This is a genomic window from Bradyrhizobium embrapense (genome assembly GCF_001189235.2).
GTDB classification, from domain to species: Bacteria; Pseudomonadota; Alphaproteobacteria; order Rhizobiales; family Xanthobacteraceae; genus Bradyrhizobium; species Bradyrhizobium embrapense.
On record NZ_LFIP02000004.1, the window covers coordinates 327258 to 342961 of the forward strand.

Sequence of the window (15704 nt, forward strand, 5' to 3'; positions counted from 1 at the left end):
GGTGTCCCTCAAGCGTCCTGTGAAGGCCTGATCGAATCCGGCCCGCGGGGGCTGATCGATGTCGAGACCGATCAAGATGTTACCGGCCGTACCTACTCTTCGCCTACAGCAAGCTGAGTAGCTCAAGCGCGCTTGCGATGACCGTCCGATCGCTTGGCCGGGGGTGGACGGACATCCCCGCCCCTGGCGGCCAACCTCGTCTCTTCCCGGACCATATCGACGAACGCACGAAGCCCGGCTGTCATGTGCCGGTGTCTCGGATAGTAGAGGCGCAAGCCGGGAAATGGCGGCGTCCAATCGTCCAGCACGGCGCGCAACGTTCCGGCGGCGAGATGCTCGGTTACCCAGTAATCGCTCACGAACGCCAGTCCGACGCCTTCGAGGGCGGCTTCGACCATCAGGCTATCACTGTCGAGGGTCAGCCTGCCCGGGACATCGATCACCATCTGCTCGCCGCCGCGCTTCTCGAACTCCCAGTGATAGAGCTTGCCGCTCGGCATGCGCCTGCGAATGCATTCGTGGGCGAGCAGATCAACCGGCGACCGCGGCACCGAAGCGCGCGCGAAATAATCCGGCGCCCCGACGACGATGAAGCGCGTGTCCGGGCCGCAGGGAATCGCGACCATGTCCTGTGGCACGGCTTCGGCCAGCCGGATGCCGGCATCGAAACCTTCCGCGACGATATCGATGGGACGTCCTTCGAGAGTCAGTTCGACATTCATGTCGGGATAGCGCCGCAGAAACCTTGCGACGACGGGGCGGAGGATCTGGTGCGCGGCGCGCTCCTTCAGATTGATGCGCAGCGTTCCTGCGGGCGTGTCGCGAAACTCATTCACGTCCTCCATCGCGCCGGCAATCTCGCGCAGCGCGGGACTGACCCTGGCGAGGAAACGCTCGCCCGCTTCCGACAGCGCGACGCTGCGCGTCGTCCGATTGATGAGTCGCACTCCCAGCCGCTTCTCCAGCGCGGCGATCGCATGACTGAGCGCCGACGGTGAAATGCCGAGCTCGGTCGCCGCCGCGCGAAAACTGCGATGCGTCGCGATCGCGACGACGGCGTTCAGTTCGAAAAGACCGGCGTGCTGCATTGTTCGATTACCTGCATCAGGTCATCCAACTTTATGCCGATTATTGCACTAATCAAGCTCGTCTATATCGAGCCCGCAATCTCGATCTAAAGGACATCTCCTATGGCAAAGACCTTCCTGATCACGGGCGTTTCGTCGGGCTTCGGCCGCGCGCTGGCCGAGGCGGCATTGAGCGACGGCCACGCCGTCGTCGGCACCGTGCGCAACGAGAGCGACAAGCAGAAATTCGAAGCGCTCGGCGCAGACCTGCACGGCGTGATCCTCGACGTCACCAATACCGACGCCATCGCGCCCGCCGTTGCCGACATCGAGCGCAGGATCGGCGCGATCGACATTCTGGTGAACAATGCCGGCTATGGCCACGAGGGCATTCTGGAGGAATCATCGATCGACGATCTCCGACGCCAGTTCGAGGTTAACGTCTTCGGCGCGGTGGCGATGATCCAGGCGGTGCTGCCCTTCATGCGCAAGCGGCGCGCCGGACACATCCTCAACATCACATCGATGGGCGGGATCATCACGATGCCCGGCCTCGGTTACTACCACGGCAGCAAGTTCGCACTGGAAGGAATCTCCGAAACCCTTGGCAAGGAAGTCAAGGATCTCGGCATCAAGGTCACTGCGGTCGAGCCGGGCAGCTTCCGCACCGATTGGGCCGGACGATCGATGGTCCGAGCGGAACGGTCGATCGCGGACTATGACGCGCTCATCGATCCGATCCGCAAACGCCGCATGGAAATGAGTGGCCGCCAGGTTGGCGATCCCCAAAAGGCCGCGCAGGCGATGTTGAAGCTCGCACTGTCGGCCGATCCGCCGACGCATCTGCTGCTCGGCAGTGACGCCGTGCGGCTGGTCGAGGACAAGATGAAACTGCTGCAGGCCGAATTCGATGCGTGGAAGAGCGTCTCGCTTTCCACCGACGTTGCCTGAGTCTCATCGGCCGCCGCCAGCGCCGGTCCGTCATTGCAAGGCGGACCGGTATCCCGGCTAGACTAGCTCGCGGCCGCGCCTCCAGAGATAGCGCACGTCCGGCTCCTTCTCCTCGTTGCGGCTGCCGTCGGTCGCTTCAACCGGTACAAAGCCGCGCGCTTCGTAGAACCGGCGCGCCCGCGCATTGCGCTGGAAGGTCCAGAGCTGCATACGGTCCGCGCCCTACTGCGGGATTTCGAGCAGCGCGCTGCCGATGCCGCGGCCCTGCGCGGCCGGCAGCGCATAGAGCTGCGCGATCCAATCGTCGCGGAACGCGATCATCGCATTCATCGCCTCGCCGTCGAACACGCCCCATAGCGTGCAGGCGGTAAACATCCGCTCGCGGTAGAATCAGCGGTATTCATCAGGCGTGTGCAGACCGGCGAGCCAGGGCAGCGCATCGTCGAACGCCGCACGATGCACGCACGCGGCGGCGTCCATGTCGGCAAGCGCGAGCCGCCTAGTACTCAATCCCGAACTCGTCATAGAGACGGCGGAACACGGCCGGCAGCACCTCGGTGAGATCCTCCGCGATCAGGCCGGGTCCCGCCTCGCCGGCCGCCTCGCCGTGCATCCATACGCCCATGCTGGCAGCCTCGAAGGCCGCGACGCCCTGCGCCAGGAAACCTGCGATGATGCCCGACAGCACGTCGCCGGCGCCCGCAGTCGCGAGCCAGGGCGGCGCGTTCGCGGCGATGGTGGCGCGGCCGTCGGGAGATGCGATCACGGTGTCGGCGCCCTTGAGCAGCACCACCGCGCCGGAGCGCTCGGCTGCCGCGCGCACGCGCTCGAGCTTGGAGCGGCCGGGATGCTTGTTGGAGATATCGCTGAACAGCCGCGGGAACTCGCCCTCATGCGGCGTCAGCACCACCTGCTGGCCGTCGGAGGCCTTGATTGCTTCGAACAGCCGGTCCGGCGAACCTGCAAAACTCGTCAGCGCGTCGGCGTCGAGCACCAGGTGTCGCTGCGCCGACAGCGCGGTGTGGACGAAGTCACGGGTGCGCGCGCTGACGCCGGCGCCGGGGCCGATCACGCAGGCATTGAGACGCTTGTCGTCGAGCAGCTCAGCGAACTGGATCGGGTTGTCGACCGCGCGCACCATCACCGCGGTCAGCGCCGCCGCGTTGACGGCGAGCGCATCGCGCGGCGAGGCCAGCGTGACGAGGCCCGCCCCTGCGCGCAGCGCCGCGCGCGCGGCGAGCCGCGCCGCCCCGGTCGAAGCGAGATCGCCCGAGACCACGACGGCGTGGCCCCTTGCGTATTTGTGGCCGTCGATCCGCGGCACTGGAAACGACCAGCGCCAGGCCTGCGGCAGGTTCTCCGCGGTCAGCGGCTTGATCTCGTCGAGCACCTGCGGATCGATACCGATTTCGGCAACGCGCACCCGGCCGCAATACATCCGGCCCGGCAGCAACAGATGCGCCGGCTTCTTGCGGAAGAAGGTGACGGTCTCGGTGGCCTGCACGGCCGCGCCCATGACAGCGCCCGTGGTGCCGTTGATGCCGCTTGGCAGATCGACCGCCAGCACCGGCGTACCGTTAGCGTTGATCGCCGTGATCATCTCCAGCGGATCGCCCTTGACCGGGCGATTGAGGCCAGCACCGAACAGCGCGTCGATGATCAGCGCCGGCTTGCCGAGCGCCTGCGGGTTGAACGGCAGCACCGGATATTTCCAGCCCTTCGCCGCCAGCGCCGCGTCGCCCTGCAGACTGTCGCGCTCGCAGAGCAGGATCACCGACACCTCGCGGCCGCGCGCGGCAAGCTCGGCGGCAGCGACGAAGCCGTCGCCGCCATTGTTGCCGCGGCCGGCGACCACCACGATCGGCCCCTCCTCGACCAGGTCCATCGCGGCTTCCGCGACGGCCTGGCCGGCGCTCATCATCAGCGCGAAGCCCGGCGTGCCGGCTGCGATGGTCAGCCGGTCGGCGCGCTCCATCTCGATGGTGGTCAGAACGTCCATGCCGAATCCTCAATCGCTTCGCCTTTTCGAGAGGCAATTCCTGTGACGTTCGCGGAGTTTCTACTGGCCCAATGCATATGGATTGATCTATTTGCCTATTTGTTGGGCTTGGCTATCTTAGCCCGTGTGGTTCGATATCAGCCGATTGCCTGTTAAAAGGCTGATAACATTCCGAAATCGGGGACCTTAACAACTTGGCATAGACCCTGCTTTTGAGGAAGCCACGCGCAAGGCCGCTCGATGCGACCATTGCGCGTGTTTTCGGCCAGGCGCCGGAAGGCGTAAGACCAACCAGACTGCGCCCCACGCGCATCGAACTCGACCCTGCAATCTGCAATGCCCGGGAGGCGCTCAGTGAAGAAGATTGAAGCCATCATCAAGCCCTTCAAGCTCGACGAGGTGAAGGAAGCGCTCCAGGAAGTAGGACTGCAAGGCATCACCGTGACCGAGGCCAAGGGATTTGGCCGCCAGAAGGGCCATGCCGAGCTCTATCGCGGTGCGGAATACATCGTCGACTTCCTGCCCAAGGTGAAGATCGAGATCGTGATCGGCGACGACCTCGTCGAGAAGGCGATCGACGCGATCCGCCGCGCGGCCCAGACCGGACGGATCGGCGACGGCAAGATCTTCGTCTCCAACATCGAGGAAGCCATCCGCATCCGGACCGGCGAATCCGGGCTGGACGCTATTTAAGGGCGGTGCTATCCGGATTTTCTGACGGCAAAAGAGAAAAAAGGCTGCTTCGGCAGCCTGATTTCGTTTCAGCAGTCACACGAACTCGCCAAAAGCGGGAATAACGTCGCTCTCCGCTGGAAACCGACCCGCACATCCATAAGGGGTATTCATGAAGACCGCCAAAGACGTCCTGAAATCGATCAAGGACAACGACGTCAAATACGTCGACCTGCGCTTCACCGATCCGCGCGGCAAGTGGCAGCACGTGACCTTCGACGTCAGCATGATCGACGATGACATCTTCGCCGAGGGAACGATGTTCGACGGATCGTCGATCGCCGGCTGGAAGGCGATCAACGAATCCGACATGTGCCTGATGCCCGACCCGGTCACCGCGACGATCGACCCGTTCTTCGCCGAGACCACCATGGTCATCACCTGCGACGTGCTCGAGCCGACCACCGGCGAGCCCTACAACCGCGACCCCCGCGGCATCGCCAAGAAGGCCGAGGCGATGGTGAAGTCGATGGGCGTGGGCGACACCGTGTTCGTCGGCCCCGAGGCCGAGTTCTTCGTGTTCGACGACGTGCGCTACTCGGCCGACCCCTACAACACAGGCTTCCGCCTCGACTCCTCCGAGCTGCCCATCAACTCGGCGACCGAATATGAGGGAGGCAACCTCGGCCATCGTATCCGCACCAAGGCCGGCTACTTCCCGGTGCCGCCGCAGGACTCCGTGCAGGACATGCGCTCCGAGATGCTCGGCGCGATGGCCAAGATGGGCGTCAAGGTCGAGAAGCACCACCACGAAGTCGCCTCTGCCCAGCACGAGCTCGGCATGAAGTTCGACACGCTGACGCTGATGGCCGACCAGATGCAGATCTACAAATACTGCATTCACCAGGTCGCCCACATCTACGGCAAGACCGCCACCTTCATGCCGAAGCCGGTCTATGGCGACAACGGCTCGGGCATGCACGTGCACCAGTCGATCTGGAAGGAAGGCAAGCCGACCTTCGCCGGCAACAAGTATGCCGACCTGTCGGAGACCTGTCTGCACTACATCGGCGGCATCATCAAGCACGCCAAGGCGATCAACGCCTTCACCAACCCGTCGACCAACTCCTACAAGCGTCTGGTCCCGGGCTATGAAGCCCCCGTGCTGCTCGCCTACTCCGCGCGCAACCGCTCGGCCTCCTGCCGCATCCCCTACACGGCGAACCCGAAGGCCAAGCGCGTCGAGGTCCGCTTCCCCGACCCGATGGCCAATCCCTATCTCGGCTTCGCCGCGATGCTGATGGCCGGCCTCGACGGCATCAAGAACAAGATCGATCCGGGCCCGGCGATGGACAAGGACCTCTACGATCTGCCGAAGGAAGAGCTGAAGCAGATCCCGACCGTGTGCGGCTCGCTGCGCGAGGCGCTCGAGAGCCTCGACAAGGATCGGGCGTTCCTCAAGAACGGCGGCGTGTTCGACGACGACTTCATCGACGCCTATATCGAGCTGAAGATGACCGAGGTCGCCCGTTTCGAAATGACCCCGCACCCGGTCGAGTTCGAAATGTACTACTCGCTGTAAACTCTACGGCACCGTGAAATGCGAAAGGCGCTTCCACCGGAAGCGCCTTTTGTTTTGTGGCGATGTAGCCCGCGCGATCCTGCGCGCCGCGGAGTCAGTCCATGACGCCGCCGCGTCGAGCACGCCCGCACGCTGCTGGAGACGACAGCGCAACCGATCAAGGCCATCGCCCGCGCCACCGGCTATGAGGACGAGAGCAGCTTTCGCAAGGCCTTCCGCAAGCTCACGCTGCTGTCGCCGCAGGCCTATCGTGCGCAGCAGACGTTGCGTGCAGCCTGAGCCGGTAGAATGAGAGCTGCAGGATGAGTAGAGCGCAGCGAAACCCATCCTGCGGGTGCTGCCTTGCCCGGTTCTGCGCCCATCCTCCGCGTTCAGGACAGCAGCGGCAGCGCGCCCTTCAAGACATCCTCGCCCCATTCCTGCACGAAGTGTCCGGCTGCGGTGAGCGTGACCGGCTCGGGGCAATTGCGGACCGTCTGCCGCATCTCCGCCATCACGGCCGGCCCGAGCACCGGGTCGGTCATGCCGATCACCATCGCGGTCTTGCCGCCGTATTCGCTTCGCCACCATTCGCGCGCCCTGCGCGAGAGGGCCGCGCCGCCGGCATCGGGCTGGTCCGGCACGAGATTCGGGAAGCGGCGCACACCGGATTTGTAGCTGGCATCCGGGAAAGGCGCGTCATAGGCCGCTGCCTCCGCGGACGAGAGCTGCGGGCAGGCGCGCGCCATCAGCTTGCCGATGGCCATGTCGGGATTCGCGTTGCTCCACGCGCGCCAATCCATGAAGCCCTTCGTCAGCGGCCGGTCGCCGGTCGCAAGCATCGTATTCATGATCAGCAGCGCTTCAAAGCGATCGGCCATGTCCATCGGGATGGTAAGACCGAGCAAGCCGCCCCAGTCCTGGCAAACCAGCGTGACGCGGCCGAGATCGAGCGCACGTATCAGGGCGATCAGGCTGTCGCGATGGAACTCGAAGGTGTAGACGGCCTCTTCGACAGGCTTGTCGGAGCGACCGAACCCGAACATATCCGGCGCGACCACCCGATAGCCGGAGGCGACGAGGCCGGGAATCATCTTGCGGTAAAGGTAGCTCCAGGTCGGCTGGCCATGAAGGCACAGCGCAACACGGGCATTGCCCCGTCCCTCGTCGAGATAGTGCATGCGCAGACCGGCATAGCCGGGAAGATCGTCACGATAGTTGGGCGCGAACGCATAGCCGGGAAGGCCGTCAAAGCGTGCATCCGCGGTCCGCAAAGCCCCGATCGCCATTGTCCAATGCTCCTCGTCGTTGGTGTCGCTCGCAAGATGGGAGAGGACCGGCCGTCATACCCGGAACAGCTTCGCGTAGCGCGCCTTGATCTCCTCGCTCTGCGCCTGCACCTGCGCCGGATCGGCTTTCAGCATTTTCAGCTTGTCGAGCGGTACGTGCCCGGCCTTCTCCTTCACCTTGGCGTGGAAAGAGCGGTGCGCGAATTCGTCGGCCAGCATCTGCTGGGTCTCGGCGCTGAAGACGTAGCTCTGGAACAGCCGCGCCGCGTTCGGGTTCGGCGCGCTCTTGAAGATGCCGCTCGGCACGATGATCAGCGGTGCGCCCTCAGCCGGGTAGACCACCTCGACCGGCTTGCCCTGATCCTTGGCGAGGACGAGGTTGTAGTCATTGCCGTCGGCCATGACCGCGCGCTCGCCGAGCAGAATCTTCTTCGGTGGATCGGCCGCCGATTGGACCTGCATTACCCGTTGCTGCGAAAGCTTCTCCAGATACGGCCAGCCGAGATCGCGCGCCAGCACGAAGGTCGCGGTCATGATCGCGCCGGAATAGCCCGGGTGCCCCTTGACGATCTTGCCGCGCCATTTGGGGTCGAGCAGGTCGGCGTAGCTCTTCGGCGCCTCCTCGCGCTTCACCTGCTCGGTGTTGTAGCCGATTACCTCGAACCAGGCGCAGGATGTCGCCGAGGTGCCGTCGGGATCGATCTGATCGGTCGGGAAATGCCTGGCGACGTCTTCCGGCAGATAGGCCGCGAGCCAATCGTTCTTCTTCCAGTCGAGGTAGTGCGCGGGATCGGTCGAATTGGCGACGTCGACGGCGTGGATGCCGCTGCCCTGCTCCTGCGCGATGCGCTGGAAGATGCGCTCGGCGCCGGAACGCTCGACGCGGACGCTGATGCCGGGATATTTCTGCTCGAAGTCGCGCGCGAGGCGCTCGGCCGTGTTCAATTCCAGCGCGCTGTAGAACGAGATCTTGCCTTCCTTCTTGGCGGCTGCGATCAGCTCCGGCGTCACAGCCTCAGCCGGCGGCGCCGCCGCCCGCAACGGTTCGGCGAACACCATGCCCGCGGCCGTCGCCGCCGTCGCCTTGAGCCAGTGGCGTCTCGACCATTTGCGGTCCTGCATTCCATGCTCCCTGAATCGGGCCGTTAACCGGCCACACCTTGTTGCGGGAGCATAGCGCGTAGGATGGGTAGAGCGAAGCGAAACCCATCCTACGAACCGCGTCTCGGGTGCCTTACATCTTCTCTGGCGGGTTCTCGCGCAGGAAGCGTTCGAGATCGGGCTGCACGGAGTAAGGCTGCGGAACCGGATCGCCCTGAAAGTCGACCTGAAGGTCGAGGCAGCGCCGCAGCATCCGCGCCAGTTCGCTGCGCCGGTAGGGCTTGGTCAGCAGCGGAATGCCGTGGCCGCCGCGGCCCTGTTGCGCCGGCAACGCGCCGTCGCTGTAGCCCGAGGTGAACAGCACCCGCAGCGCCGGGCGCCCGGCCATCAGCGTCTCCGCCAATTGCCGGCCGTTCATGCTGCCCGGCATCACGATGTCGGTGAACAGGAGATCGAACGCGGTGCCGCTATTGACGATCGCGAGCGCGGCATCTGCGTTTGCCGCAACCAGCACCTTGTAGCCGAGGCCTTCGAGCTGGCCCGTGACGTAGTCGCGGATCGTGGGGTCGTCCTCGACGCACAGGATGGTTTCGTTGCCGCCCCTGACCGGCAGCTCGTCCTCCGCGACCGCGCGCTGCGCGGTGCCGTCCGCCTTGGGCAGATAGATCCTGAAGATGGTGCCGCGCCCCTGCTCGCTCTTGACCTCGATCCCGCCGCCGCTCTGCTTGACGAAACCGAACACCATGCTGAGGCCGAGCCCGGTGCCCTGCCCGACCTCCTTGGTGGAGAAGAACGGATCGAAGATCTTCTCCAGATGCGACGGCGAAATGCCGATACCGGTATCGCTCACCTCGATTACGAGATGATCGCCGGCGCGCTCGACGCCGTGCGCCACGGCATCGGGAATCCCGAGCTGCATGTTACGGGTCGCAAAGGTCAGGGTGCCACCCTGGGGCATCGCATCGCGCGCATTGATGGCGAGATTGACCAGCGCGGCGCCAAGCTGGCTGCGGTCGACGAAGGCGAGCCAGGCGTCGCGGCCGAGCTCCGTCCTGATCTCGGTCTGCGATCCCAGCGTCTGCGACAGCAGCCGCACCACTTCGCCGATCAGGTCGTTGACGTCGGTCTCGGCGGGCTGCAGCGACTGCTTGCGCGCGAATGCCAGCAGGCTCGAGGTGAGCTGAGCGCCGCGATCGGCGGCGTCGCTGATCAGCTTGGCGATCGCGGCAAGCTGCGGGTTGTCCTTCACTCCATCGGCGAGGATCTCGATCGTGCCGGTGATCACGGTCAGCATGTTGTTGAAGTCATGCGCGATGCCGCCGGTCAACCGCCCGAGCGATTCCGTCTTCTGCGCCTGGATCAGTTGTTCTTCGGCGCGCCGGCGCTGGGTGACGTCCCTGACGAAGGAGTTGATGATCCAGCCATCGCCGCGGCGCAGCGCGTTGAGCGAGACCTCGACGTAGAACCGGTGGCCGTCGCGGTGCACGGATGCGGTTTCATAGCGCATGCCCATCCCGCCGGCCGCGGTCTCCTGCAGGAAGCGGGTGATGCGCTGCCGGTGCGCAACCCGCAGCTCTTCCGGGAACACCAGCTCGACCACGCGGCGGCCGACCGCCTCCGAGCGCGTCCAGCCGGTCAGCGTCTCGGACTGCGGGCTCCACTCGAGAATGATGCCGTCCTGGTCGGTCTGCACGAAGGCGTCGAGCGCGGTCCTGACGATGACCTGCGCCATCTGCTCGCTCTCCACCAGCGCCCGATGCGCCTGACGCTCCGCGGTGACATCGCGCAGCACGATGACCGCGCCGCGCAAATTGCCGGCATCGTCGCGCAGCGGCCTCGCGTTGGCGACGAGACAGACAGCCGGTTCCGGCCGCAGCGGTTTGACGATCAGCTCGCAATCGTCGATATCCTCGCCGCGCAGCGCACGCGCCATCGGCGTCTCGGCGATCGGCATCACCGTCGTGCCATCGGCGTAGTAATTCTGGAAGGTGCGAACACCGGTCAGGATGTCAAAGCCGGGTTCGACCCGGTACAGCCGCCGCGCCGCGGCGTTGACGATCACGATCACCCGATGCTCGTCGGCGACCACCACCGGATCGCGGATGCTCTCGACGGTCTTCTCCAGCAAATGCTGCCGGCTGCCCAATTGCGCCGACAGTTCGGCGAGCGTCGCGGCGAGCTGGGCCGCCTCCTCGTCGCCGCCCGGGCGTATCGAGACCGGCTCGCCGCGCGACAGCGCCTCCGCCGCCCGCACCAACTGGGCGGGCGTTCTGGACAGCGACCTCGCAATCATCTCAGCCGTCATCAACACCACCGAAATCACGCCACAAGCGAGCAGAATGCCCGGCCAGGTGACGCCATGGATGAAGCCCAGCGCGAGCAGGAGTGTGACGACGGGAAGCATCATCCCGGCCGCCAGTCGGCCCGACAAATTCATCCCGACCAACTCATCGTGAGCAGTTGCACCGGAAAATGGAAAAGCAAAACAATATCGGAAAGGATCGTCGGCGCCGGGGCAATATCGGGTAGCTTGCCCCTTCTTGCTTAGCCGAGTCCGGCCTCGCAATCCGCCACTTTCATATCCGTATAAGTACGGAGATTGATGGCCGGCACACGCCCATGGCGGCTGAACCTCCTCCAACGCCGGGGAGATCTTCGCGTGGGCGCCGGGCGGCGCCGCGGGCCGCAATCGGCCTATGCTCGGCGCGGTGCAGAGCCGTCCCGATCGCCACGGACGAAACGCGCGGCCCCCCACGCAGCGAGGCCAGCCTCAAAGGCTGGTGGCATTGGAGAGGATCGGCCCCGGCTTTGCCAGGCCCAGATGATCGCGAAAGGTCGAACCGGAATAATCGGTCCGGTAGAGGCCGCGCCGCTGCAGCTCGGGCACGACAAGGCCGGTAAAGGCCTCGACCGATTCCGGCACATAGGGCGGGAAGATATTGAAGCCGTCAGCCGCCCGTTCGTCGAACCAGTGCTGGATGTGGTCGGCGACTTCCTTCGCATCGCCGACCACGATGGCGCCGGTGCTGATGTGCCCGATGATGAGATCACGATAGGTCAGACGGTCGGGGCCTTTCACGTCGCGGCGAGTGAGGCGCGTGACGTCGGCAAACAGCCGCCGGCCGTCTTCGTTGGCCTCTGCCAGCACGATTGGATCGACGGGCGCATCGCGGTTCTGACCCGACACGTCGACGCCGATCGCAGCCGACACCGCCGTGAGGTTGCGGCGTTTGCCCATTCTGCCGAGAGAGCCGTAGCGGCTGGCCTCACCGCCATCGCCGTCGGGCTCCAGCGCGATGAATGAATTGAGATGGTCATAGATCGCGACCGCCTGCTGGGTGGTTTCCGCTACGACCGGGGTGAGCCCGGGCAGAATGGCGATCTCGCTATCCGCCCTGCCGTATTTGCCGGCCCTGGATTTGACATCGGCGTAGTAGGCCTTCGCACTCTCGATCGTCGCCTGACCGGCGAAGATGACATCGGCATCGCGTGCGCCGAGTTCGCGCGAACGGTCCGATGTGCCGGCATGCAGGATCACCGGGTGGCCTTGCGGCGGGCGCTTCACGTTGAGCGGCCCGGCGACCTCGAAATAGCGCCCCTTGTGGTGCAGCGGAGTGATCGCATCGCTGTCCCAGAGTCCCCGCACCACGGCGACGAATTCATCGGCCCAATCATAGCGTCGCTCGGTATCCCAATGGGCCTGCCGGGAGAAATTTCCCGCTGCGATCTCGTCCGCCCCGGTCACCAGATTCCACGACGCGCGGCCCTGGCTGAGGTGATCCAGCGAAGCGAACATGCGCGCGAGATTATAGGGGTCGTAGTAGGTCGGATTGGCGGTTACGACGATGCCGATATGGCTGGTCGCTGCCGCGAGACTCGCACCGGACACGAAGGGTTCAAGGCGCGACATCTGGGAGGGATTGGTGGTCTGCAGGCTTGGATCGCTCGCCAGCCGGTCGCCAAGAAACAGGAAATCGAACTTGGCAGCTTCCACAAGCTGGGTGACCCGCTGCAGGAACTCGATGTCGAATGCGGCACCTGCATGCGAGGAAGGATAGCGCCAACCGCTGGGGTGCGTGCCGCCGGCCCAGAACATCAGGCCGAAATGGAGTTCTCGCTTGGACATGATGAAACGCTCGCAGAGTGATTCAGCCTGCCGTGCTGGCGTGCTGAGGTGCCTTGTGTTCGAAGATGTTGCGCGGCCGGCTCAGGTTGAGCCGTTCGCGCAAGGTGATCGATCCGTTGGCGGATAGCAGTCGCTGCCGTCGCACCAGCTCCGGGACGACATCCCGGGAAAAGGCATCGAGGCCGCTGCGCAGGACCCGAGGCGCCACCAACAGGCCGTCCAGCGTCACGGCATTCGTCAGTGCCTCGATCTCGTCCACGATCTTCGTCGCAGTACCAGACAGGAAGCTGGCGGAGGTGGCTCCCGGCGCACCCGCCGCGTGGTCCGGGCCGATGACGGGGACGATCTCCGCAAACAGACGCACATGTTGCTCCTCACGACGGGCTCCGCTCGCCGCAGCAATCACATTGGCACGCAAGGCTGCGATATCGCCCGCCGTCGCAGCCCCCAGGATTGCGATATCGGCGTGCCGTCCTGCAAACTCCGCCGACCGCCTGTCCACGACGCGATGAGCAACGATGACCTGTCCCTGCGGCGGCCGTGCGACGTTCAGCGGCCCCTTCACCGTGAAGGAAGCGCCGATGTAATCGATCGGATGGATTTTTGCGCCATCGACGAACACGCCGCTCCGCTTGTCGCGAACGAAGGCGTCATCTTCCCAGCTATCCCAGAGCCGGCGTGCAATATCGAGAATTTCTTCGGCACGCTGATAGTGGAGATCTGGCGCAAAGGCGGCCTGCCCGTAATTGGCGCCGGCCGGATCGGCCACGCCGGTCGCGACGAGCCAGCCGGCACGCCCATGCGTGACATGGTCGAGCGAAGCGGCGAGCCGCGTCACGTTGTAAGGCTCCACATAGCTGGTGTTGGCCGCGGCGATCAGACCAATGTGTCTCGTCCTGGTCGCGAGGAAGGACGCCGTCGTGAACGCTTCGCTGCGCGCAGGCGCCGCATGACCGACACTGTCGTCGACCAGGAGGAAGGCAAAGCCGGCCCCCTCCAGGTCACGCGCAAGCGACGTCAGGTGAATGGGGTTCAGGGGATCGAAACTCTCGTCGTGCGTCTGATGCCCGGATTGCGGCGCATAGAGAAAGCCGAGGTGGAGCGGTTTGGCCATTTTGATCTCCGTTCGGTCAGGCCATGATTGCCGTCGCGGCTGGCTCCAGTGCGCGGAGCGCCTCGTAGATCCGGGCTTCGCGTTGCAGAAGTTCGATGTCGCCGCGCTGACGCGGACGCGGCAGGTCGAGGGTGACGATTTCGGCGATCCGTCCGGGCCGCGGCGACAGCAGGACGATGCGATCGGCAAGAAACACGGCCTCGCCAACGTCGTGCGTCACAAAGACGATGGTCTTGCGGCGCTGCTGCCAAATGCGGATCAGGTCCTCCTGCAACTTGTTGCGCGTGACGTAATCGACAGCTCCGAAAGGCTCGTCCATCAGGATGACATCGGGGTCGCCGACCAGCGCACGCGCAATACCGGCGCGCTGCTTCATGCCGCCGGAAATCTGGTGTGGAAACTTGCCGCCAAAGCCGGCGAGCCCGACCAGGGACAGCTGCTCCTCGACCAATCGTCGGGCTTCAACCTTGTCCACCCCGCGCAATTCGAGCCCCAGACCGACATTGGCCGCAACCGTTCGCCACGGGTAGAGCGAGGCATCCTGGAACACGACGCCGAGTTCTCCGCCCGGACCGTCGATCGGCTTGTTGCGAAACAGTACCGAGCCGCCGCTGGGCAGCTGCAGCCCGGCGAGAATTTCCAGCAGCGTGCTTTTGCCGCACCCGCTCGGGCCGAGCAGGACGATGAACTCGCCCTCCTCCACCGAGAAGCTGATGTTGCTCAGCGCACGCACCGGCGGCGCTCCCGGATAGACTTTGTCGAGAGATCTGATGGTGAAGGCCGGCATGTGCCCCTCGCGCCCCTGCTTGCTCTCGCTCACTGCGTCTTGCGCGCGGGATAGACGAACGGCTTCACATATTCCTGTGGGATGAAGCGGACATCGATGTATTTGGCGGCGTCGTAGAACTCCTTCTGATTGCCGACATCGATCTCCAACTGCTGGGTGTCGTGGATCGCCTGCGGATCGATCGCCGGATTGGCGTCCCAGACATCGTCCTCCTGATAGATGGCGCGCTTCACCGCCTCCGGATTGATCTTCAGGCGCGCCTGCAACCAGGGCAGATATTCGTCGTAATGCGCCTTGGCATAAGTGTAGGATTTGAAGTAGGCTCGCAGACCGCGCCGCAGCAGATCCGGATCCTGGGCGATCACCGCGTCGCCCGCGATCAAAACACCGGTGTGATAGGTCGGAAGGTAGTCCCAGGCACGCGCCAATGTGGTCGAGACGCCCTCGATCTCACCGAGCGCCGCAAAGGGCTGGTGGATAATGGTGGCGTCGACCTGGCCGGTTTCCAGTGCGCCGTACGCCTTTTCGGTCGCGCCGGCAGCAAACAGCGTCAAATCGCGGTCGGGATTGATCCCTTCGGCCTTCAGCAGATAGCGCGCGACCGACGCGAGATTGCCGCTGGTGTCCGGTCCGACCCCGATCGTCTTGCCCTTCAGATCTGCGAACGACTTGATGCCTTTCCGGGCGATCAGAAAATACGGCCCCTTCGAGCGGAAGGCGGCGGAGACGATCTTGATCGGCGCCCCGAGGGCCGCAGCACGCAGATAGACGCTGGTCGGCCCGAAGGCGAACGTCACATCGCCGCGCGAGGTGGCCGTGACCGGATCTTGCGTCCCGACAAACTCGACGGTCAGCCCCTCCTCGGCGAAGAACCCTTTCTCTACCCCGAACACGATGGGTTGCTGCGTATAGCTTGTCGTATCCTGAAGCTTGAGGGTTTTCTTCTCCTGTGCGCCGGCCGGCACGGAGAAGCCGAGAGCGAGCGAAGCCAAGACAAGAAGACGAGCCGAAAGGCCAGGTGAGCGCATGATCGATCC

At 64.6% G+C, this 15704-nt stretch carries 12 protein-coding genes and 2 pseudogenes; 4 read left to right on the top strand and 10 right to left on the bottom strand.

Going from position 1 to position 15704, the window contains the following annotated elements; genetic code table 11:
• Window positions 1-122: 122 nt before the first annotated feature.
• On the bottom strand, window positions 123-1088 hold the full coding sequence (locus tag AKN83_RS20355) for a LysR family transcriptional regulator (protein ID WP_050405643.1): 966 nt from the start codon (window positions 1086-1088) through the stop codon (window positions 123-125).
• Window positions 1089-1190: 102 nt separating this feature from the next.
• Between AKN83_RS20355 and AKN83_RS20360 the strand changes: the two genes are divergently transcribed.
• The gene (locus AKN83_RS20360; protein WP_050405644.1) at window positions 1191-2018 is read left to right on the top strand and encodes an oxidoreductase; all 828 of its coding nucleotides are present in this window, start codon (window positions 1191-1193) and stop codon (window positions 2016-2018) included.
• Between the two features lie 57 nt (window positions 2019-2075).
• Here AKN83_RS20360 and AKN83_RS20365 read toward each other — a convergent pair.
• Both AKN83_RS20365 and AKN83_RS20370 read right to left on the bottom strand, forming a co-directional pair.
• A pseudogene (locus AKN83_RS20365) lies at window positions 2076-2543 on the bottom strand (GNAT family N-acetyltransferase).
• Entirely contained in the window at window positions 2518-4017 is a 1500-nt protein-coding gene (locus AKN83_RS20370; RefSeq protein ID WP_050405645.1) for a bifunctional ADP-dependent NAD(P)H-hydrate dehydratase/NAD(P)H-hydrate epimerase, read from the bottom strand. The pseudogene AKN83_RS20365 and the gene AKN83_RS20370 overlap by 26 nt, the downstream one beginning before the upstream one ends.
• Before the next feature lie 354 nt (window positions 4018-4371).
• Here AKN83_RS20370 and AKN83_RS20375 point away from each other — a divergent pair, with 354 nt between their 5' ends.
• The 3 genes and pseudogenes from AKN83_RS20375 to AKN83_RS38410 all read left to right on the top strand — a co-directional run.
• On the top strand, window positions 4372-4710 hold the full coding sequence (locus AKN83_RS20375) for a P-II family nitrogen regulator (protein WP_011441447.1): 339 nt from the start codon (window positions 4372-4374) through the stop codon (window positions 4708-4710).
• 151 nt (window positions 4711-4861) lie between these two features.
• Window positions 4862-6271 carry a type I glutamate--ammonia ligase gene (gene glnA / locus AKN83_RS20380; protein ID WP_050405646.1) on the top strand — a complete coding sequence of 470 codons (1410 nt, stop codon included), beginning with the start codon at window positions 4862-4864 and terminating at the stop codon, window positions 6269-6271.
• A 117-nt stretch (window positions 6272-6388) separates the two neighbouring features.
• A pseudogene (locus tag AKN83_RS38410) lies at window positions 6389-6550 on the top strand (helix-turn-helix domain-containing protein); the annotation flags it as partial.
• Between the two features lie 92 nt (window positions 6551-6642).
• Here AKN83_RS38410 and AKN83_RS20385 read toward each other — a convergent pair.
• The 7 genes from AKN83_RS20385 to AKN83_RS20415 all read right to left on the bottom strand — a co-directional run bounded on the left by AKN83_RS20385 (window position 6643) and on the right by AKN83_RS20415 (window position 15695).
• Window positions 6643-7539 (bottom strand): haloalkane dehalogenase, encoded by an 897-nt coding sequence (locus tag AKN83_RS20385; RefSeq protein ID WP_050405647.1) that lies wholly within the window; start codon window positions 7537-7539, stop codon window positions 6643-6645.
• A gap of 54 nt (window positions 7540-7593) precedes the next feature.
• On the bottom strand, window positions 7594-8661 hold the full coding sequence (locus AKN83_RS20390; RefSeq protein WP_050405648.1) for an ABC transporter substrate-binding protein: 1068 nt from the start codon (window positions 8659-8661) through the stop codon (window positions 7594-7596).
• Between the two features lie 112 nt (window positions 8662-8773).
• Window positions 8774-11047 carry a hybrid sensor histidine kinase/response regulator gene (locus tag AKN83_RS20395; protein ID WP_172803585.1) on the bottom strand — a complete coding sequence of 758 codons (2274 nt, stop codon included), beginning with the start codon at window positions 11045-11047 and terminating at the stop codon, window positions 8774-8776.
• Window positions 11048-11410: 363 nt separating this feature from the next.
• A complete protein-coding gene (locus AKN83_RS20400) occupies window positions 11411-12766 on the bottom strand; it encodes an LLM class flavin-dependent oxidoreductase (RefSeq protein ID WP_050405650.1) in 1356 nt (451 codons plus the stop codon).
• Between the two features lie 22 nt (window positions 12767-12788).
• Entirely contained in the window at window positions 12789-13880 is a 1092-nt protein-coding gene (locus tag AKN83_RS20405) for an LLM class flavin-dependent oxidoreductase (protein WP_063695440.1), read from the bottom strand.
• 16 nt (window positions 13881-13896) lie between these two features.
• Complete coding sequence (locus tag AKN83_RS20410) at window positions 13897-14700, bottom strand: ABC transporter ATP-binding protein (protein ID WP_206600797.1); 804 nt, start codon at window positions 14698-14700, stop codon at window positions 13897-13899.
• Entirely contained in the window at window positions 14697-15695 is a 999-nt protein-coding gene (locus AKN83_RS20415) for an ABC transporter substrate-binding protein (RefSeq protein ID WP_083992143.1), read from the bottom strand. The genes AKN83_RS20410 and AKN83_RS20415 overlap by 4 nt, the downstream gene beginning before the upstream one ends.
• Between the last annotated feature and the right edge of the window lie 9 nt (window positions 15696-15704).

Coding starts and splice junctions, on each gene's coding strand:
- AKN83_RS20385 (WP_050405647.1), bottom strand. CDS start 7,539: ATGGCGATCGGGGCTTTGCGGACCGCGGATGCACGCTTTGACGGCCTT.
- AKN83_RS20360 (WP_050405644.1), top strand. CDS start 1,191: ATGGCAAAGACCTTCCTGATCACGGGCGTTTCGTCGGGCTTCGGCCGC.
- AKN83_RS20370 (WP_050405645.1), bottom strand. CDS start 4,017: ATGGACGTTCTGACCACCATCGAGATGGAGCGCGCCGACCGGCTGACC.
- glnA (WP_050405646.1), top strand. CDS start 4,862: ATGAAGACCGCCAAAGACGTCCTGAAATCGATCAAGGACAACGACGTC.
- AKN83_RS20405 (WP_063695440.1), bottom strand. CDS start 13,880: ATGGCCAAACCGCTCCACCTCGGCTTTCTCTATGCGCCGCAATCCGGG.
- AKN83_RS20415 (WP_083992143.1), bottom strand. CDS start 15,695: ATGCGCTCACCTGGCCTTTCGGCTCGTCTTCTTGTCTTGGCTTCGCTC.
- AKN83_RS20400 (WP_050405650.1), bottom strand. CDS start 12,766: ATGTCCAAGCGAGAACTCCATTTCGGCCTGATGTTCTGGGCCGGCGGC.
- AKN83_RS20390 (WP_050405648.1), bottom strand. CDS start 8,661: ATGCAGGACCGCAAATGGTCGAGACGCCACTGGCTCAAGGCGACGGCG.
- AKN83_RS20355 (WP_050405643.1), bottom strand. CDS start 1,088: ATGCAGCACGCCGGTCTTTTCGAACTGAACGCCGTCGTCGCGATCGCG.
- AKN83_RS20395 (WP_172803585.1), bottom strand. CDS start 11,047: ATGATGCTTCCCGTCGTCACACTCCTGCTCGCGCTGGGCTTCATCCAT.